The sequence below is a fragment of the Kribbella sp. NPDC050281 genome, assembly GCF_040655855.1.
Lineage (GTDB): Bacteria > Actinomycetota > Actinomycetes > Propionibacteriales > Kribbellaceae > Kribbella.
Map to the genome: position 1 here is coordinate 63,330 of NZ_JBFAKS010000014.1, position 18,575 is coordinate 81,904.

The window sequence follows — 18,575 nt, forward strand, 5'->3', positions numbered from 1 at the left end:
GGCAATGCCGACCGCCCCTGGCGACGGTTGCGTCTTGGCCCGGAGGTCACAGTCATCGACTAGAGGTCGCCAATCGCACGCGGTGGCCGGTCCCGGTGGAGTCCGGGACAGCGATCGCTCGTGGAAGCGGTGGTTCTGCGCCGTTTCCCGGTGGCCCTACCGGACTCTCGGCGCGACGTGTCGCGGCGGCGGGATGGCCGTGCGGTGCTGCGTTCAGCCATGGCTCTCGCGCCGTGGCAGTACTGAGGAGGAGTCTTTGGCCCCACGAGGCCAGCGCCAGTCCAGCGCTGCCCGTTCCGCTCCCCGTCGCCGGCGTCCTGCCCGCGATGGTGACGGTCTGATCCCGGTCCTCGCGCGTGCCGTGCGGGAGGTCGAGGGCGCGGTCGAGCGCTCCGACGTACGCCCGTCGGTGCGCACCAAGTTCCAGGTCGTCGCGCTGCTGGTGCGCGAGGAGCGGGCCCGCGTGAACGCGGACCAGAACGCGACCGACACCTACCGGGCCGAGCAACTCCGGCGGCTGGACGGCGTCGCGACGATTCTCGCCAAGGCGGCCGCCCGCGAGACCTCGCTCCTCGGGCTGCTGGCCGAGGACGCCGTCGTGTCCGAGGCGGGTACGCGGCTCAAGCGCGACATGCTGAAGTCCGCCGGCGTCGAGGCGCCGCACGAGGAGCCCGCGCCCACCGAGCCGGTGACTCCACCAGATGCCGCGCGCCGCGTCGTACCGCAGGCGGTGGTCCAGCGTCAGCTCGCCAACCCGTTCCTCGCGCCCGACTTCTCGGCTGCCCCGTCGCGTCCGCCGCGCCCGCGCCGACTGGCCGGCTGGGAGCTCATCGGGCCTCTGCTGAAGTCGTTCGAGTACGCCGGTGCCGCGGCCAGCATGAGCTTGCCCGAGCCGACCTCTCTGAACGCGGCCGGCGGCCTGGAGCTCATGCCACACCAAGCGCGCCTGATCGCGTCCGCCGCGGCCGGCCACCGCACGTTCCTGCTCGCCGACGAGCCGGGCCTCGGCAAGACCGCTCAGGCCCTGCTGGCCGCTCGCGCCGCCAACGCTTATCCCCTGCTGGCCGTCGTACCGAACGTCGTGAAGACGAACTGGGCTCGCGAGGCCGGCCTCTGGACGCCGCAGAAGACTGCCACGGTGATCCACGGCGACGGCGACACGATCGACGGGTTCGCGGACATCGTCGTCGTCAACTACGAGGTCCTCGACCGTCACGTCGGCTGGCTCGGCGACCTCGGCTTCCGCGGCATGGTGGTCGACGAGGCGCACTTCATCAAGAACAGGAAGTCGCAGCGGTCGCGCAACGTCCTGCAGCTGTCCGAACGCATCCGGACCCGTACGCCGCGCCCGTTGCTGATGGCACTCACCGGAACGCCGCTGATCAACTCGATCGAGGACTTCACCGCGATCTGGCAGTACCTCGGCTGGATCGACGAGAAGGGTCCGCGGGCCGAGCTGATGGAGTCGCTCGAGGACACCGAGCTGACGCCGGCCGACCCCGGCTTCTACGCCGCCGCCCGCGCGTCGGTGATCGACCTCGGCATCGTCCGCCGCCGCAAGGTCGACGTGGCCGCCGACATCCCGGCCCGCCGGATCGCCGATCTGCCCGTCGAGCTCGACGGCGCCCTCGGCCGCTCGATCCGCGACGCCGAGCGCGAGCTCGCCAACCGCCTTGTGCAGCGGTACCAGACCGCACTCGAGACGCGGACGTCCGGCACCACCGTGGAGGGTATCGACCACGAGCTCGTCCGCCGGGTCGCCGGCTGGGAGCGCACCGAGATGGCGAACGCGAAGACCGGCGAGAACGTCTTCACCCTGGTACGCCGGATCGGTACTGCGAAGGCCGGCCTGGCCGCCGACTACGCCGCGCAGCTCGCGCAGAACGTCGGCAAGGTCGTCTTCTTCGCTCGCCACATCGAGGTCATGGACGCCGCCGAGGAGCTCTTCACCGAGCGCGGCATCCGCTTCTCCTCGATCCGGGGCGACCAGACCGCGAGGAACCGGCAGAAGAATATCGACGCGTTCGTCAACGACCCAGAGGTCTCCGTCGCGGTCTGCTCCCTGCTGGCCGCCGGTGTGGGCCTGAACCTGCAGGTCGCGTCGAACGTCGTACTCGCGGAGCTGTCCTGGACGAACGCCGAGCAGACGCAGGCGATCGACCGGGTCCACCGCATCGGCCAGGACATGCCGGTGACGGCCTGGCGGATCATCGCCGCCCAGACCATCGACACCAGAATCGCCGACCTCATCGACAGCAAGTCCAGCCTCGCCGCCCGGGCCCTCGACGGCTCCGACGAAGAGGTCTCGTCGTCCGCGGACTTCCAGCTCGAAGCCCTGGCGGCCCTCCTGACGGACGCCCTGGAGAACACGCTCTAGGCGGCCGGTCAGTCGGCGGTGATCTCCACGCAGCACTCGCCGCCGGCTGGGTCGAGGATGGCGCGGACAGTGGTTGCCCGGAGGCCGTTGAGCATGCCGGTGAGGAAGGCGTGGTTGATGCCGCAGACTGCGTCGGGCTGAGCCTGCGCGAGTGGGTGGAACGGGCAACTGTGCAGCCGGACGCAGTTCGGGCGTGGACGGTCCGGTTCGAAGCCGGCGCGCGACAACGTTGCCTCCGACAACGTCAACGCCCGTTCCGAACTCAACCGGCCGGGGCGGGATCGGGCGCGTTCCTCTTCGCCGACGCGTTCACCTCGGCGGAACGCCGCCTTGAGGGTCGAGTCCATCGGGCTGAGGTCGTCATCGCTGAGGACACCGTCGAGGAGGATCTCCGCGAGCAGGTCCGGCTGGCGCGGCGGGATCGACACCCGCACGTCGGTCTCGACCGGTTCGTACAGCTTCGGTGCACGGCCGACCTTGCGAAGCCTGCCGCCGTGCTCGTAGTGGGCTCGCAGGAGCCTGGCCTCGACCAGCTTCTCCAGGTGGAACGCGGCCAGTTTCCGCGAGATCCCGACCTCGGCCGCCGCCTCGTCCCGGCTGATCGCCCGGCCGGCCCGACGGCAGAACTCGAACATCCGGCGCCGGGATTCGTCGCTCAACGCCGAGACCGCTCTGATCGTCGCGTCCGCACCGAGCCTCTCGTCAGCCACCCGTCCACGATAACGGACACGAACATTGGCGAAAAGCGACGCTGACGCGCGCCCACCTCTTGACCTGCGAGTCCGAATAAGACCAAACTCGGTTGGTGAAATAGGAGGTGCCGATGTCCGACCGGTCGTCTGCCGCGAAGCACCCTGTCAGTGCGCTGCTCACCGGGCCGTACGGTCACCCGTTCCATCCGATCCTGGTGACGATCCCGATCGGCGCCTGGGTGGCCAGCTTCGTCTTCGACATCGGCTCGCAGGCGGCGGACGCGGCGTACCTGGTCCAGGCGTCGACGTGGCTGATCGTGATCGGCATCGTCGGCGCCCTCGCGGCCGCGGCCGTCGGGCTACTGGACTTCTTCGCCATCCCGCCCGGCACACCGGCGTTCCGGACCGGGTTCATCCACCTGCTCCTGAACGTGGCGGTCGTCGTGGCGTACGTCGTCAACGCGCTCTGGCGCCGCGGATCCGATGCCGACCAGGTCGCGGTCGGTCCGATCGTCCTGTCGGCGGTCAGCTTGGCCGCACTCATGGTGTCGGGCTATCTCGGGGGAAAGCTGGCCTTCCGGTACGGCGTACGCGTCGCCGAGGAGGACGACCAGGCCGAAGGTTTCGAGCCGAGGAGATGACATGGGTATCGCAGCACTCGTCACGTGGCTGATCACCGCGGTCGGTGGTTTCTACCTGCTGTTCACCTGGATCAGCAACGGCGGGCCACGCACGCCGAGCGCGAGCAAGTTCCGGCCGGCACTGATCTTCAGTCACTTCGCCCTCGCGGCCATCGGGCTCGTCCTGTGGATCATCTACCTGATCGCCGACAGCGACGCCCTGGCCTGGGTCGCGTTCATTCTGCTCGTGCCGGTGGCCTTGCTCGGGTTCGCGATGCTGCGACGCTGGCTGCCGACGTACCGAGCGCGTGCGGCGGCCGAGGTCGCAACGGCAGACGTCCCGGCTGAGCGGCACTTCCCCGTCGCTGTCGTTGGCGGCCACGGCCTGTTCGCCGTCGTCACCGTGGTGCTGGTTCTGCTGGCGGCCCTAGAGGTCTGAGGTGAGTTCGCCGACGGGCAGTTCTGCCTTCACCGTGTTGGTGGCCGGCGCGAGTGGGCAGGTCCACAGCGGGCTGTAGGCGCACGACGGGTTGTAGGCGAAGTTGAGGTCCACGATGAGCCGGCCCTCGCGGACGTCACCACCCAGATCGGCGCCCTTGACGGTGTCCAGCAGATAGCGGCCCCCTCCATACGTGCGTGATCCTGCGAGCGCGTCCTTGACCGGCACGAACACACCACCGCCGTACGACTCCAGCCACCACACGTCGAGGTCGCCGATCGCGGGCAGGTGCAGTACGCCGACCCGCGAGAACGGGATCACGCCGTCGGTGGCCGAGGGGACCTCCCATCGGACCGGCTCGACCTCCGTGTCGACCTCGACCTCGAACCGCAACTCCGGCCGGTAGTCCCCCACCGGAACCCCTTTGAAGCCGTCGCGCTCCTCGACAGGCGATGCAGGGTGGGTCGCCAGCAGCTCATCTCTCCCTGCCCGCCACAGCGCATGCCCTTCGGCTGGGTCGCCGGCCGCTCGCACAGCGCCGTACAGCGCGAACACGCGCCGCCGCCAATCAGCCGTCTCCAGCGCGCCCGGTGCTCCCCGCTCTTCGCTCACCCAACCACCCTACGGCGCCACTCCACAGTGCGAGTGGCTGGCACGGAGCTTGCAGACGGGGGATGGTTAGGAGGGGGTGGGGGCGCGTGGAGTTGGCGTTGGAGGGGCGGGTCGGGCTGCGGTTGGAGTTGCGGCCGCAGATCGTCGCGTTTGCCGAGCTGCTGCAGCTGCCGGCCGTCGGGGTGGACGAACTGGTGGAGCGGGAACTGGGCGACAACCCCGCGCTCGAGCGAGTCGACGACGGCGCCGGACGCGGACCTGTTGCCGGGGTGACCGAGTGGGTCGATGGCGGCGACGTGGGTGCCCTGCGGGCGGAGGCACGATTGCTGGTGCCTGCCGCCGATGGACCCATCGTGGAGTACGTCGTGGGCTGCCTCGATCAGCGTGGGCGGTTGACGAGTACGACCGCTGAGATCGCCGGCTGCCTCGGGGTCAGTACGACGCGGGTCGTGGGTGCGCTGGCGGCCGTGCAGAAGGTTGGGCCACCTGGAATCGGGGCTCGGGATCTGCGGGACTGCCTGTTGCTCCAGCTCGAGGACCGGACTCCGACTGTCGTCAGGGCAGTGGTGGACCGGCATCTCGAGGACCTGGCCGGCCAGCGGTTCGACCGTATCGCCAACGCTCTCGGGACGTCCGCAGAGGAGATCCAGGCAGCGGCGGACTTCATCAAGGAGCGGCTAGTGCCGTTCGTGGCACTGGATCTCGGGTGCTGGCCGCCGCGGACCACGAACGGCCGGGCAGAGGTGCTGCGGCCGGACTACGTGTTCGCGGACGAGTTCACGATCGAGATCGCCGAGGAGGCTCGGCATTCGCTGGCGATCAGCCCGTCGTACCGGACCGGCGGTGCGGAGGCCCAGGAGTGGCTGGCGCGGGCGAGGCTGTTCATCAGCCGTCTGCACCAGCGCTGGCAGACAATGCGCGCGGTCGGCGAGGCGATTGTCGACAATCAGAAAGTCTTCCTGGCGGGGCGATCCGGCTATCCCGCTCCCCTGACCCGCGCCGACGTCGCGCGCACGGTCGGCGTCCATGAGTCGACGGTGTCCCGCGCGGTGTCGGCCCGTTGGGCGCAACTGCCGTCGGGACGCCTCACCTCGATGGCAGACTTCTTCTGTACGTCGGCCGAACCGCGCGACGCGGTTCGCAACCTGATCGCGCAGGAGGCCCAGCCGCTGTCGGACGGCGAGATCGCGCGGCTGCTGTCCACCACGGCCCATCCGATCGCCCGTCGTACCGTCGCCAAATACCGGGCCCAGCTCGGAATCGCCGCGCAGTCCCGACGCTGAAGCGAACTTCGCCGACGTCGCTCATTAAGGGCCTGCTAGACGAAGGCGACTTCGGCGGCTGCACCGGTGACCCCTGGCACGGATCGTGCATCCCTGTGGTCGAACAGATCTCGCGACAGATCGGGTGACCGGGGAGGGTCTTCGTGCAGCAGCTGGATCCGGTGCATGAGCTGGAGCTCGCGACCCGCGCCATCGAGGTGCGGGACCGCGCGGGAGCCGTGCCGGCGCTGCGTGCCATGGCGACCAGCCTGGCCGGGCTCCTCCCGACCGCGACCTCCGAGCAGGTGGCGCGGCTGGTGGATCAGAGTCTCCCGCTCTGGATCCGGCTCCAGGAAGGTTCCGATCCGGCGCGGGTCAGCACGTTGCTCGGGCTCGAGCTGGAGGGACTGAGCGCGGAGGACCGTGAGCTCGAGGTGACTCGTGAGCTGGTGCGGTCGGCCTGGGATCGGTTCGCGACCTTGACAGATGGACCAGGAGGAAGGAACGGCGTGATGGCGGCTTACGGATACGAAGGCTCGTTCGGTCCGGGCGAGGTCTATGCCGAATTCGGCGAGGGCGAGCAGTACGGCGAGGGCGAGTTCGGCCAAGGCGAGTTCGGCCAGGGTGAGTTCGGCGAGGGCGAGTTCGGCCAGACGGAGTACGGCCAAGGCGAGTACAACGAGTTCGGCCAAGGCGAGCAATACGGGGAAAGCGAACAGTACGGAGAGTTCGGAGAAGGTGAGTACAACGAGTTCGGGGAGGGTGAGCAGTACGGCGAAGCCGAGTTCGGCGAACTGCAGGAGGCCATGCCCGGCGAGTTGGAGCAGTTCGAGGCCGAGCTCCAGGAGCTGAACGGCGAGTACTCCAGCCCACTCGGCGAGCAGCAGGAGATGGAGCTGGCCGCGCAGTTGCTCGAGATCCGCGACGAAGCCGAACTGGAGCAGTTCCTCGGCGGCCTGATCAAGAACGTGGCCAAGGGAGTCGGCGGGTTCCTCGACTCGCCGACCGGCAAGGCCCTCGGCGGGATCCTCAAGAACGTCGCCAAGAAGGCGCTGCCGATGGTCGGCGGTGCGATCGGCTCGTTCGTTGCCCCTGGCATCGGTACGGCGATCGGCACCCGGCTGGGCAGTATGGCGACCAAGCTGTTCGAGGCCGAGGTAGGTGAACTGGAGGCGCTCAGCCAGGACGAGGCCGAGTTCGAGGTCGCCCGCCGGTACGTTCGGTTCTCCGCAGCCGCCACCCGCAACGCGGCATTGTCCCCGCGGCACGGACAGCCACAGCGGACAGCCCGCGCAGCCGCCTACGGTGCAGCGCGCCGGCATGCCGGCGGAGTGGCTCGGCGCTACCCGTCGTTCGCGCGGCCGGGTCAGTGGCACGGCTCGCAGCAGCAACGCCGCAGGCGGCACCATCACCCGCAGCAGCCCGGACCGTACCCCTACGCCGCCTGGCCGTACCCGGTGCCGCCGTTCCCACCGCCCTATCCGGTCCCACAGCAGGAGCCTCCGCAGCAGGAGCCCCCGGGCGGCGCCGCGCCGAACGGTGCGCCACCCAAACCTGCCGGAGGACCGCCGCCGGACGCGCCGCCACCTGATGCCGGACCGGACTCCGGAGGGCAGAGCGAGTACGGGTACCGCGGGTCGTCGTCGCGGCAGAGCTCAGGCGGTCGCTGGGTACGCCGCGGCAGCCAGATCGTGCTCTACGGGGCGTGACCGCGATGCCCGACGCCGTGTGGTTCCTGGAGCAGGAGTGCCGTGCGCTGCGCACGCGGCTGGCACTCGTGCAGCCGTTCGTGCTGCACGAGTCGATGCTGCCGGCGGCCGCGCTGGCGCCGGACGCCTTGCTGGCGGTCGAGCGCTTCCTGATCCAGGGCCGCGAGGAGCTACGGCGTCGACTGGACGCGTACTACGACTGGCTCCTCGGCGCCGGTGCTTCGGCGCCACCCGACGAGCAGCAACGCCGGTTCGTCAGCCTGCGCTGGCGGTTCAACGACGTACTCACGCAGTTCGACACGTTCCAGCAGGCCATCACCCAACGCAGCGAGAGCCGGATCGGTATCTGGCTGTCCGGCCTGGACGTGGCAGCCCGGGATGCGTTGCAGCTTCCCGGCATCGCCGTACCGCCGATCATCTGCTACCTCGATCGGGGTCAGGGCGCGGCGATCCGGCGGGCGCGGACCCGGTTGGCAGGTGGCGACCCGAGCCCGACGGCCCTGGTCCTCATCCCGCGCGAGCGGATGATCGGCTCGAGCGGAATCGCGTCGTCGCTCCTGCACGAATGCGGCCACCAGGTCGCAGCCTTGCTAGAGCTGGTCCCGTCCCTGCACCACGAGGTACGGCGCTATGCGCGGAGGCGACCGGACGATGAGCGGCCCGCCTGGCAGCTGTGGCAGCGCTGGCTGTCCGAGATCGTGGCCGACCTGCATTCGGTCGGCAAGCTCGGGATCGGCTCGACGCTCGGGCTGATGGGTGTCGTGAGTCTCCCCCGCGTCTTCGTCCTGCGAATGACCGAGGGTGATCCGCATCCGTTCCCCTGGATCCGGGTCCACCTCAGCTGCGCGCTCGGCGACGTTCTCTATCCACATCCGCAGTGGGCGGCCGTGGCGCGGTTGTGGGACGAGCTCTACCCGGCGACGGGTCTCGATGCGGCGCGGCAACGGCTGTTCGCAACGCTTCGCCGTACCTGTCCGTTGCTGGCCGGACTCCTCGCCGGCCATCGCCCGCCGGCTCTGCGCGATCACACGCTCGCAGACATCTACCCGACCCGCGAACGCACTCCTGACCGGCTCGCGCGGCAGTACGACGACGTACTGACCGACCCCGGTCGGCTGTGCCGGGAACGTCCGACGCTGGCGTTCGCGATCCTCGGCCAGGCCCGCGCCGACGGCCGGCTCAGACCCGAGGACGAGAGCACGGTCGTCAACGACCTGCTCACCCGGTGGGCGCTCGACTCCACGTTCGCAGCCGCCGGCATATCTCTCACCAGTTCAAAGGAGACACCCTGATGCCAAGCAACGAACCCGAGGTCATCCTGACCCCCAGCCCGGAGACGATCGAGCAGGGCGGCCGCGTCCGGCTCACCGCCAGGCTCGACACATCCGAGACCTACTTCATCACCGAGGCGTCCTGGAACTTCCCGGGTCGCGGACCGTTCATCGTGCAGACCTACGACCCCGACGACGAGGTCACCGAGGCCAAGGCGGTCTGGCACGTTCCGGACGACCAGACCCCCGGGACCTTCGACATCCGCGTGAAGGTGACTGCGGAGCTGCAGCCGGTCAGGCGGGGCAGCGGCGGTTCTCCCCCGGCGCCGATCACCGTCGTCGTCAATGGCAAGGAGGAGGTCACCGTGCGGGCCCGGCCGTTCGCTTCCGGCGATGCGGTCGCGGTGACCATGCGCCGCGGCGACGTGGTGGAGACCGACGACCAGGCGTTCTGGGTCGCGATCCGCAACAGCACCCAGGCCCTGTCCTTCAACCGGTACTCCGAATTCCTGGCCGGCACCATGCGCCGACGCGACGTTCGCCGGCTCGCGAAGCTGCAGAAGGTCCGCGCGCTGCCGTTCCCGGACATGGACCAGTACCGGGTGCTGAAGACCGCGACCGAAGTGTTCATGATGGCGCACTGCGGTGTCCGGGTGGACGCGAACCGGCTGGGCCGGCCGTTCAAGGGACTCGACCTCGACGAGGAGCGGGTCCGGCTGAACCGTCCGGATCTGGACGACGACCCGTTCCGCGCCGAGATCCGGCACCAGTGGGAGGACTACATCACCGAAGGCCCGCGGCTGCCGGGTGAGGAGGACCAGGCGTTCCTGCCGTACCTGGCGGTGATCCGGCTCAAGCTCGGCGATGTCGACATCGTCGGCGACCGCGACTTCGGCGTGAACACGTACGGCATCCTGCAGAGCAAGCTGACCAATCCGTGCCTGATCGAGCTGATCTGGAACTACTGGCACCGCGAGGCTCATCTGGTGCACGCGATGTCGGCGCTGCTACTGCGCTTCCAGAACGTCCGGACGGGTCGTGGCCCGGACCCCCTCGCGCATCTGGAGATCGATCCGCTCCGGCCGTTGAGCAACCTGATGTGGGGCATGGTCAACGACGAGCAGCACCGCCTCACCGACACCCGGGTCGCGTACGAGCTGTTCCACCACTACGGCATCAGCATGTTGCAGCCCGGTCAGCCGCCGATGCGGCCGGCCGACAGCAGGGTGCATTTCCTCAGCAGCTTCCACCGGTTGCTGCACGTGGTCTCGATCTTCCTGAAGGAGGACGACGACACCACAGTGCTCGCGGATGCCTTCCCCGTCCTCAACGCACTCAAGGAGGTGCACCTGCAGCTCACCGAGGGGCAGGGAAACCAGTACCTCGAGCTGCCCTGGCAGGCGCGCCAGGAGGACCTGATGTACCAGTACATGCTCGCGCGGCCGGAGATGCGGGAGTTCCTGCCGAGCCGAGTGATGGTCGCCTACCCGGAGGCCTGGATGGATCCGGTGGAGACGGTCAAGCGCCTGTACGGCTGGCCGGATGCGTCCGTACTGCACTTCCGCGACCTGGCGATCTTCGGTGAGCAGCTCCTGCTCGGCATCCGCTACGGCAACTGGAACGACATCAGGCTGCCGCAGCAGGCCGCCAACTGGGTCCGCTACTGGCGTCCGGAGCTGCAGGGCTACATCCACGCCTACCAGGCGGTGACCGGAGCCGATCTCACGGTCGACCCGGTGGACACCACGATGCCGTCGATCCTGCTCCGGCAGCGACTGCTCGACCAGTTGGCCGGCACTGGCTCTCGTCGTACGTCGGCGGCGCCCGTGCAGCTGCCCGGTGACTCCGGAACGTTCTGACCAGGGAGGCTGAATCATGACGACCCAAGCGTTCCTCGACGAGACGTGGGGCGAGGTCTCCACCCCGGGCGGCGCAGACGCACTGGACAACGCCCTGCCCCAGTCGGGTCCAGGGTTCTACTGCAAGAGCACTGGCCGGCAGTTCGGTCGCCGCGAGACGCTGCGCGCGGTGACCGCGATCGCCGCTGAATGGGCTCGGCGGCACCCGAGCGGCCCGAGGATCGGGATCACCGACATCAGCCTGCGCGGCGGCGGACCGATGTCGCCGCACAAGTCGCACCAGAAAGGAACGGACGTCGACATCCGGCCGGTGCGCAACGACGGCAAGGAGGAGCCGGTCAACTACACGATGCCGGTGTACTCCCGTCAGCTCACCCAGGAGTTGGTCGACCTCATCCGGGGCAACCCGGTGCTGCAGGTCTCGCGGGTCTTCTTCAACGACCCACAGGTCAAGGGCGTCTCCCCGCTGAGTGGTCATCACGACCACATGCACGTCTCCTTCACGACCACGCCTGCGACCGGAGGCTCCTTCCCGGCGGCAGGCGGTTCGTACGTGCCCAGCGCGCCTCCGCCGCAGGCGGCTCCAGGCGGTTCGTACGTGCCGAGCGCTCCTCCGATGCAGGCGGCTCCAGGGGGCGGGGCTCAGAATGTCCGGCTCGGCACGATCCACGCGACCCGGCCCGACGGCACGCGCTTCACCTATCAGTTCACCAGCGACGACCTGGTCTGGACCGCGCGGTTCATCGTCGGTGAGGCCGGTGGGCGTGACAACGCGGACAACCGAGCGGTCATCTGGGCGATGATCAACCTCTACGGTCTGATCCGGCATCGCCAATACCCCACCTTCCACGGATTCCTGCGGGCGTACTCGACACCGCTGCAGGCGTCGCTGAAGAACTGGGGTGCCGCCCGCCGGCACATGCACAAGCCGGAGTTCGTCAAGACGGGTGCGACCTACCCGCCACCGGCGCCGCCGGGAATCCCGGTCGGTCAATTGCGGCAGTTCCTCAAGCTCCAGAGCACCGCGTGGGCGGCGCTCCCCCAGCCTGCGCGGAACCTCGCCACCACCGCCCTGACCGGCGCCATCCCGAACCCGATCGGCAACGCCACCCAGTTCGCCAGTACGGCGGTCTACTTCCGCGACCGGCACGGACGGCTGCCAACCGACCCGCAGTGGACGAAGTTCACCCAGGACTACGCCAAGGGCCAGCGCTGGCAGTGGATCGGGCAGCGTGCCGGGCTCAACCAGCGGAACAACGCGTTCTTCATCGAGGACCGGTTCTCGAAGTTGCCGGCGGGCGCCGTACGAGTCCAACGGCCTTAGGGCGATGACCATCGTCGACGCCCACTGCCATGTGGGGAGAGGAGACACACTCACCGGGCCGTGGGACGTCGGCCGGTTGGAGCACTACCTGCGGCGGGCCGATGCCGCGGGGATCACGCACACGGTCCTCTTCTCGGTGTTCCACGGCGACTACCTGACCGCCAACCGGGCCGTGGCGCGGGTCGTGGCCGGCAAGCCCGAGCGGTTCATCGGGTTCGCGTTCGTCCACCCGGCCCGGGATGCCGGGCGGGTCGCCGAGTTGGTGCACGAGGCCGTGCACCAACTCGGCTTCCGCGGGCTGAAAGTGCACCGGCACGACGCGGCACTGACACCCGAGATCGCGCGCGCCGCGGACCGGTTCGGTCTGCCGGTGCTCTACGACCCGATGGGCCAGGTGGCGCCTCTGGAACTGTTCGCCACCGAGTTCCCGCGGGTCGCGTTCATCGTGCCGCACCTGGGCAGCTTCGCCGACGACTGGGCCGCGCAGCGTTCGCTGATCGACCTGCTGGTGCGACTGCCCAACGTGTACGCCGACACCTCCGGCGTACGGCGGTTCGACCTGCTCGTCGACGCAGTACGCCGGGCCGGGCCGGAGAAACTCATCTTCGGCTCCGACGGGCCGTGGCTGCATCCCGGACTGGAGCTCGCGAAGATCAAGGCACTCGGCCTCTCGCGGCGGGACGAACAGGCCGTCCTCGGCGGCACCTTGCTGGGACTGCTCAGCCCTCTTGGAGCTGTGCGGCCCGCCGCAGTTGGAGCGCCCGCTCGCTGACGGTCAGGATCCGCGCGGCCCGCTTCAGATTCCCGTCTTCCTGTGCGACAGCCATCCGAACCGCGGTGTCCCGCGCGATGTCACCGATCTCCTTCAGCGACGCCCCTCCGGCCAGTGCTTGCATCACCGCACCCTCGAACGCACGTCCCGTCCGCCATGTCTCCCGGGCGTCATCCGGAGGCCGCTCGTCATCAGGTACGTCGCCAACCGTGATCGGTCCCTGCCCGACATGCCGTTGAGCAATCCGCTCGACCAGCGTCCTCAGATCACGCACGTTGCCGGGGTACGGCCGCCCGGTCAGCAGTGCACTGACTGCTGGGTCGAATCCGCCGGCGGCCTCCTGCATCGCAGCGAAGTGCTCGGCGAGCGGAAGGATGTCGCGTGTCCGCTCGCGGAGACTGGGCAGGGCGCACCGCCACGCGGCGATCCGATGGTAGAAGTCCCGCCGGAACGCCCCGCGCCTCTCGTCGTCGAGCAGGTCCCGGTTCGTCGCACAGATCAGCCGGAACGTCGTCCGATGCCAGGTGTTCCCACCGACGCGCTTGTACGCCCCCTCCTGGATCACGCGGAGCAGCTCGGCCTGGAGCTGCAGCGGAAGCTCACCCACCTCGTCGAGGAACAAGGTCCCGCCGTCGGCCTGTCCGAAGGCGCCGACCCGCTGGGCGACCGCGCCGGTGAACGCTCCCCGCTCGTGCCCGAAGAACTCGCTGCCGGACAGGGATGGCACCACCGTCGTACAGTCCAGTACGACGAGGTCGCCCTTGTCCGGCCTCGGGTCCAGCGCATGGACCAGCCGCGCCACGAGCTCCTTGCCCGTCCCGCTCTCACCGGTGATGAGCAACGACAACGTCGTGAAGTGCGCGACCTCGACGATCTGGCGCAGTACGCGTCGCCAAGCCGGCGAGCGCCCGACCAGCTCCTCGGTCACCACGGCCGAGTCCATCAACGCATCGACCTGCTGCCACCGCAGCAACCGCTCGACCGCATCCGACGCCGGATCGTCCGACCGGTCCCAGACGATGACATCGGCCGCGCCCGCCGACATCAACTGCCATGACCCGTCGACGTCGACCGACGCACCAGCCGGCACGACGACCAGCACCCGCCGCTCCCCGTCCGCGGCCGCCGCGCGCACGAACGCCACTTCCCGCTCGGTGATGGTGTCCACGACAACGACACCGATCCGCCCCACGGCTGGTGCCGACTCCGGCACCACTACGCCCTCCCCCGTCAGCGCGTCACAAACCACCTGCGCCGCACGCGACTCCCCCGCAGCCCCGAGACAGCGCATCCACACGGGCCCAATCTCCCCACGAGACATAGCGCTGTATCCCCACGATCGCCCCAGCCCCCAGCGACCTTCCAACCGTACGCGCATCCACACCGTCAGACCACAGCCTGCAACCTCCAACTGCTGTCCACGACGGGTGGTCCATCAAATACATTTGATGTAATGTCAGGCGCCGTGAACGGTGTGCCCGAGTTCGTCCGGCTGGTCAGTCATCCGCTGCGATGGCAGCTGGTGGCCGAGCTCGCTCGAAGCGATCTGCGGGTGCGTGAGTTGGTCGCCGTTGTCGACGAGCCGCAGAACCTGGTCTCGTACCACCTGAGGCTGCTGCGCGACGGCGGTCTGGTGGCCGCGCGGCGCAGCAGCTTCGACGCCCGCGACAGCTACTACCACCTCGACCTCGACCGTTGTGCCGAGGCGCTGGCCGAGGCCGGCACCGCGCTGCATCCGGCGCTCCGGATGACGCCGGTGCCCGAGGAACCGCCACGCCGTTCGAGCGTGTTGTTCGTCTGCAGCGGCAACAGCGCACGCTCGCCGATGGCGGAGGCGCTCCTGCGACACCGAGCCGGGAACCGCGTGCGCGTCAGCAGTGCCGGGACCCGGCCCAAGGACCGAATCCATCCGCACGCCGTGCGAGTACTGCGAGAGCACTACGACATCGACATCGAGAAGCAAGCACCACGGTCGCTCAACTCGACCCTGCACGGTCGTTTCAAGCGCGTGATCACGTTGTGCGACAAGGCGCGCGAAACGCTCGCCGACAACCCGCCCCGCGCGCATTGGAGCATCCCCGACCCTTCGGCCGGCGACGACGGCCGGAGCAGTTACTCGAGGTTTGTCTCCGCGGCGGCGGACATCGACAACCGCGTTCGGCACCTGCTGCCGAGCCTCAAGGAGGACCAACCATGAACGACGAGGAGACCTTCGCCAGCGTCCGCTACATCGTCGACGACGTCCCGGCGGCCATCGACTTCTACACCAGCCAGCTCGGTTTCGTACTGCGGAGCAACCCGGCGCCGGCGTTCGCCGACGTCACCCGCGGACCACTGCGCCTCCTGCTCTCCGGACCGCAGACCTCTGGCGCCCGCGCCACCCCGGACGACGCGTCGGACGCCGGCCGAAACCGCATCCATCTGATTGTCGACAATCTCGACGCCGAGATCGACCGGCTCGAGGCCGCCAAGGTCCCGTTCCGCAGCGAACTCACCTCCGGCCCAGGAGGCCGCCAGATCCTGATTGCCGACCCGGCCGGCAACCTCATCGAGCTGTTCCAGCCCGCAGGCTGACGGCGACCCAGCACTAGCATGTGCGGGTGGCGATACCGATGGTGCTCGACTGCGATCCTGGGCATGACGACGCGATGGCGTTGCTGCTGGCGGTCGCGGACCCTGCGATCGACCTGCTCGCGGTCACCACCGTGGCCGGCAATCAGACTGCCGAGAAGTGCACCATCAACGCTCGCCGGGTGCTGTCGCTGGCCGGGGCGCGAGATGTCCCGGTCGCTCGCGGGGCCGACCGTCCGTTGGTGCGGCCGTTGCGGATCGCCGACGACGTACACGGTGAGACCGGCCTGGACGGTCCGCTGTTCGACGGCGACCCGACGGTGCCTGAGGCAACGATCACGGCCCACGAGCTACTGGTCGACGTACTGACCACGCATGAGGCGCCGGTCACGATCGTGGCGACCGGCGCGCTGACAAACGTCGCCCGGCTGCTCGCGGAACGCCCGGAGCTGACCGACCGGATCGACCAGGTCGTCTGGATGGGCGGTTCGACCGAGCGTGGCAACGTGACGCCGTACGCCGAGGCCAACTGCTTCGTCGATCCCGAGGCCGCCGACCAGGTCCTGCGATCGGGCGTCCCGTTCACGATGTGCGGCCTGAACGTCACGCATCAGGCGCTGGTGACGGACGACGTACTGGCTTCCTTCGCACGCATCGGCACGCCGCTGGCCGACATCTGCATCGAGTGGATGACCTTCTTCGCCTCGACCTACGAGCGTCTCTGGGGCTTCACTGCCCCACCGCTTCACGATCCGGTCGCCGTCGCCCGAGTCATCGACCCCACCATCGTCCGCTGCGTCGAGGCCAACGTAGTCATCGAAACCAAGGGCGACTGGACCTCCGGCGCCACCGCTGTAGACCTCCACCACTACACCGGCCGCCCACCCAATGCCCAGATCGCCATCGAGCTCGACCAATCCGCCTTCTGGACCAAGCTCGTCGACGCGATCACGCTGCTCGGTCATCAACCAATCGGGTAGACGGATGGATCCGGCACGACGGCCGGCGGAGTTCGAGGTGGGAGTGTGGGGTCGGTGCGGGCAGCGTCGGCCAGGTCACGGCAGCGGGCGAAGGTGATGTCGCCGCAGGAATGGGCGTACTCGATCAGGTCGCGCAGGGCGAGGAGACGGCTAGGACGGCCGGACAGGAACGGATGCAGGCACAGGTTGAACAGACAGCGATAATGCCGCATCGCGTCCAGCTCCGCGCGCCACAGCTCGAGAACCTTGCGCGGCGACTCGATGACCGTACCGATCTGCGGCGACGGGAGATACGCGTACTGCTCCCAGTCGTCGAGTGACCAGTGCACCGGCAGCTCCACGACCGACCGGCCGCCGACGTCGAGGAGGTACGGGCGGTCGTCGCCCATCAGCGACGAGTCGTACGAGAGCCCGTGCTCGGCGACCAGGTCCAGCGTGGTCCGCGTGGCCTCCCAGAGCGCCGCCCGGTGCCCGTGGATCTCGATGCCCTGCGCAACGAATACCTCGAGGGCCCGCTCGAAGTCCGCCCTCTCGTCCGCCGCGGTCAGCGTGGTCGGCGCGCGATGACTGTAGGAATGGTGAGCCACCTCGTGACCACGCTCCTGGATGGTCGCCGCGAGCCCCGGCCGCTGCTCGGCGACCCAGCCCGGCACGAAGAACGTCGCCGGTACGCCGAGATCCGCGAGCAGCTCCAGGATCCGTGGTACGCCGACGTCCGGGCCGTACGCCTGGTGCGACATCGTGCTCAGGTGATCGGCGTACCTGCGCCCGGCCGCGAGGATCGGCGTCTCGGCGTCGACGTCGAAGGTGAGCGTGACGACGGCCTGTGCCCCGCCATGCCACGTCGGGGTCGTCATGACCGAGCAGTCTGCCACTGCTTCGCGTTGGCCAGGGTCGCCGCCGGCTCGAGCATCCCGCGGTCGAACCGGTCGAGCTGGTGCTCGTCGGCGAGTCGCCGGGGCAGATCGGGGTTCGCGAGTGCGCCCCGGGCGATCGAGACCAGATCGGCGTGGCCGTCGGTCAGGACCCGATCCGCGCGCTCCGGGTCGTGCATGCCGCCGTTCGCGATCACAGGCAGTCCGCTGACCTTGCGAGCGAGCCCGGTGATCGTCTGGCCACCGGGCAGCCGAGCCGTCTCGAGCCAGTCCCGGCCCTCGCTGGCGATGTGCAGATAGTCGATGCCCTGAGCGGCCAGGATCCCGAACACGACCTCGGCGTCGTACGCGCCGCCGGGCCAGCGGTACTCGAGATCGTTCACCTTCGTCTGCGAGAGACGTACGCCGACGACGAACCCGGGCGGTGTCGCTGCGACGATCGCCTCGGCGACCTCGGCGGTCAGCCGGATCCGGTTCGCCACCGGTCCGCCGTACGCATCCGTGCGCTGGTTCGTGTAGACGGTGAGGAACTGGTCGAGCAGGTATCCGTTGGCGCCGTGGATCTCCACGCCGTCGAATCCGGCTTCGTGCGCCCGGACCGCTGCCGCGACGAAGCCGGCGATCACCTCGTCGATCTCGCACGCGGACAGTTCGCGCGGCGTCGGCCACGGACCCTGCCCGCCGTACTCGGACAGCATCTCGCCGATCGGCCGGACCGCCGACGGCCCGACGCGCTCCGCGCGGTGCGGATTGCCCTGCGAGATGGCGCCGGCGTGCATCAACTGGGCGAGGATCGGCCGGCCGGCCGCATGGACCCGGCGAGTCACCTCCCGCCATCCCGCCACCTGAGCCGACGTGGTGAGACCCGGCTGGTTCAGATAGCCCTGGCTGTACGCCGGGTCGGTGTAGGTGCCTTCGGTGATCACCAGGCCGAACCCGCCCTCGGCGAACGCCGCGTAGTAGTCGGTCATCTCGTCGGTCGGTACGCCGTCCGGCGTCGCGGACACGCGGGACATCGGCGCGACGGCGAATCGGTTCGCGAGCTCGACCGCGCCGACTCCGATCGGTCGCAGGGCGGGGTGAGTTGTCGTCAGTTCCATGCCCTGAACTTCATCAGTGACGGGTGCACCCTCGCGATGGATCAAGCCACAAGATCAGCACCGTCATGCTGGACGATCGTCCACTGCAGGCCGATGACTCGACCTGCTGGAG

General features: G+C 69.1%; 17 protein-coding genes. 12 read left to right on the forward strand and 5 right to left on the reverse strand.

Translation table 11 applies throughout. The annotated features are described in order from the left end of the window. Nucleotides 1–256 precede the first annotated feature (256 nt). A complete protein-coding gene (locus tag AB0I34_RS17250; RefSeq protein ID WP_360446032.1) occupies nt 257–2,377 on the forward strand; it encodes a DEAD/DEAH box helicase in 2,121 nt (706 codons plus the stop codon). An 8-nt stretch (nt 2,378–2,385) separates the two neighbouring features. Here the strand turns inward: AB0I34_RS17250 and AB0I34_RS17255 are convergent, their stop codons facing one another. Then, on the reverse strand, nt 2,386–3,087 hold the full coding sequence (locus tag AB0I34_RS17255) for a hypothetical protein (protein WP_360446034.1): 702 nt from the start codon (nt 3,085–3,087) through the stop codon (nt 2,386–2,388). A gap of 113 nt (nt 3,088–3,200) precedes the next feature. Between AB0I34_RS17255 and AB0I34_RS17260 the strand changes: the two genes are divergently transcribed. Together AB0I34_RS17260 and AB0I34_RS17265 are read left to right on the forward strand one after the other, a co-directional pair. Further along, nucleotides 3,201–3,710, forward strand: a complete 510-nt coding sequence (locus AB0I34_RS17260) for a DUF2231 domain-containing protein (protein WP_360446036.1) — start codon at nt 3,201–3,203, stop codon at nt 3,708–3,710. Nucleotide 3,711: 1 nt separating this feature from the next. Then, entirely contained in the window at nt 3,712–4,128 is a 417-nt protein-coding gene (locus tag AB0I34_RS17265; protein ID WP_360446038.1) for a hypothetical protein, read from the forward strand. Here the strand turns inward: AB0I34_RS17265 and AB0I34_RS17270 are convergent. Continuing rightward, nucleotides 4,117–4,740, reverse strand: coding sequence for a DUF1684 domain-containing protein (locus AB0I34_RS17270; RefSeq protein WP_360446040.1), 624 nt, complete (start codon nt 4,738–4,740; stop codon nt 4,117–4,119). The genes AB0I34_RS17265 and AB0I34_RS17270 overlap by 12 nt on opposite strands. An 86-nt stretch (nt 4,741–4,826) precedes the next feature. On the opposite strand from AB0I34_RS17270, the gene AB0I34_RS17275 reads away from it, so the two are divergent. From AB0I34_RS17275 to AB0I34_RS17300, 6 genes are all read left to right on the forward strand, one after another. Then, nucleotides 4,827–6,023 (forward strand): hypothetical protein, encoded by a 1,197-nt coding sequence (locus AB0I34_RS17275; RefSeq protein WP_360446042.1) that lies wholly within the window; start codon nt 4,827–4,829, stop codon nt 6,021–6,023. 143 nt (nt 6,024–6,166) lie between these two features. Further along, on the forward strand, nt 6,167–7,711 hold the full coding sequence (locus AB0I34_RS17280; protein ID WP_360446043.1) for a hypothetical protein: 1,545 nt from the start codon (nt 6,167–6,169) through the stop codon (nt 7,709–7,711). Continuing rightward, complete coding sequence (locus AB0I34_RS17285) at nt 7,708–9,003, forward strand: hypothetical protein (protein WP_360446045.1); 1,296 nt, start codon at nt 7,708–7,710, stop codon at nt 9,001–9,003. The genes AB0I34_RS17280 and AB0I34_RS17285 overlap by 4 nt, the downstream gene beginning before the upstream one ends. Further along, on the forward strand, nt 9,003–10,841 hold the full coding sequence (locus tag AB0I34_RS17290) for a hypothetical protein (RefSeq protein WP_360446047.1): 1,839 nt from the start codon (nt 9,003–9,005) through the stop codon (nt 10,839–10,841). The genes AB0I34_RS17285 and AB0I34_RS17290 overlap by 1 nt, the downstream gene beginning before the upstream one ends. A 16-nt stretch (nt 10,842–10,857) precedes the next feature. Next, complete coding sequence (locus AB0I34_RS17295) at nt 10,858–12,165, forward strand: penicillin-insensitive murein endopeptidase (RefSeq protein ID WP_360446049.1); 1,308 nt, start codon at nt 10,858–10,860, stop codon at nt 12,163–12,165. Between the two features lie 4 nt (nt 12,166–12,169). Further along, nucleotides 12,170–12,937 carry an amidohydrolase family protein gene (locus AB0I34_RS17300; protein WP_360446051.1) on the forward strand — a complete coding sequence of 256 codons (768 nt, stop codon included), beginning with the start codon at nt 12,170–12,172 and terminating at the stop codon, nt 12,935–12,937. On the opposite strand, the gene AB0I34_RS17305 is transcribed toward AB0I34_RS17300, so the two are convergent. Next, a complete protein-coding gene (locus AB0I34_RS17305; RefSeq protein WP_360446053.1) occupies nt 12,885–14,150 on the reverse strand; it encodes a sigma 54-interacting transcriptional regulator in 1,266 nt (421 codons plus the stop codon). The genes AB0I34_RS17300 and AB0I34_RS17305 overlap by 53 nt on opposite strands. Nucleotides 14,151–14,390: 240 nt before the next feature. Here AB0I34_RS17305 and AB0I34_RS17310 point away from each other — a divergent pair, with 240 nt between their 5' ends. Genes AB0I34_RS17310 through AB0I34_RS17320 form a run of 3 tightly spaced genes read left to right on the forward strand, consistent with a single transcriptional unit; the run spans nt 14,391 to nt 16,488 of the window. Beyond that, nucleotides 14,391–15,134 (forward strand): ArsR family transcriptional regulator, encoded by a 744-nt coding sequence (locus AB0I34_RS17310; RefSeq protein ID WP_360446055.1) that lies wholly within the window; start codon nt 14,391–14,393, stop codon nt 15,132–15,134. After that, nucleotides 15,131–15,511 carry a VOC family protein gene (locus AB0I34_RS17315; protein WP_360446057.1) on the forward strand — a complete coding sequence of 127 codons (381 nt, stop codon included), beginning with the start codon at nt 15,131–15,133 and terminating at the stop codon, nt 15,509–15,511. The genes AB0I34_RS17310 and AB0I34_RS17315 overlap by 4 nt, the downstream gene beginning before the upstream one ends. Nucleotides 15,512–15,537: 26 nt before the next feature. Next, a complete protein-coding gene (locus tag AB0I34_RS17320; RefSeq protein ID WP_360446059.1) occupies nt 15,538–16,488 on the forward strand; it encodes a nucleoside hydrolase in 951 nt (316 codons plus the stop codon). On the opposite strand, the gene AB0I34_RS17325 is transcribed toward AB0I34_RS17320, so the two are convergent. Next, nucleotides 16,473–17,345 carry a polysaccharide deacetylase gene (locus AB0I34_RS17325; RefSeq protein WP_360446061.1) on the reverse strand — a complete coding sequence of 291 codons (873 nt, stop codon included), beginning with the start codon at nt 17,343–17,345 and terminating at the stop codon, nt 16,473–16,475. The genes AB0I34_RS17320 and AB0I34_RS17325 overlap by 16 nt on opposite strands. Next, the gene (locus tag AB0I34_RS17330) at nt 17,342–18,463 is read right to left on the reverse strand and encodes an NADH:flavin oxidoreductase (protein ID WP_360446063.1); all 1,122 of its coding nucleotides are present in this window, start codon (nt 18,461–18,463) and stop codon (nt 17,342–17,344) included. The genes AB0I34_RS17325 and AB0I34_RS17330 overlap by 4 nt, the downstream gene beginning before the upstream one ends. Between the last annotated feature and the right edge of the window lie 112 nt (nt 18,464–18,575).

Bases quoted from the DNA above. Each gene is read 5' to 3' on its own strand.
- AB0I34_RS17260 (WP_360446036.1), top strand. From the start codon at position 3,201: ATGTCCGACCGGTCGTCTGCCGCGAAGCACCCTGTCAGTGCGCTGCTC.
- AB0I34_RS17265 (WP_360446038.1), top strand. From the start codon at position 3,712: ATGGGTATCGCAGCACTCGTCACGTGGCTGATCACCGCGGTCGGTGGT.
- AB0I34_RS17290 (WP_360446047.1), top strand. From the start codon at position 9,003: ATGCCAAGCAACGAACCCGAGGTCATCCTGACCCCCAGCCCGGAGACG.
- AB0I34_RS17295 (WP_360446049.1), top strand. From the start codon at position 10,858: ATGACGACCCAAGCGTTCCTCGACGAGACGTGGGGCGAGGTCTCCACC.
- AB0I34_RS17300 (WP_360446051.1), top strand. From the start codon at position 12,170: ATGACCATCGTCGACGCCCACTGCCATGTGGGGAGAGGAGACACACTC.
- AB0I34_RS17310 (WP_360446055.1), top strand. From the start codon at position 14,391: ATGTCAGGCGCCGTGAACGGTGTGCCCGAGTTCGTCCGGCTGGTCAGT.
- AB0I34_RS17315 (WP_360446057.1), top strand. From the start codon at position 15,131: ATGAACGACGAGGAGACCTTCGCCAGCGTCCGCTACATCGTCGACGAC.
- AB0I34_RS17325 (WP_360446061.1), bottom strand. From the start codon at position 17,345: ATGACGACCCCGACGTGGCATGGCGGGGCACAGGCCGTCGTCACGCTC.
- AB0I34_RS17330 (WP_360446063.1), bottom strand. From the start codon at position 18,463: ATGGAACTGACGACAACTCACCCCGCCCTGCGACCGATCGGAGTCGGC.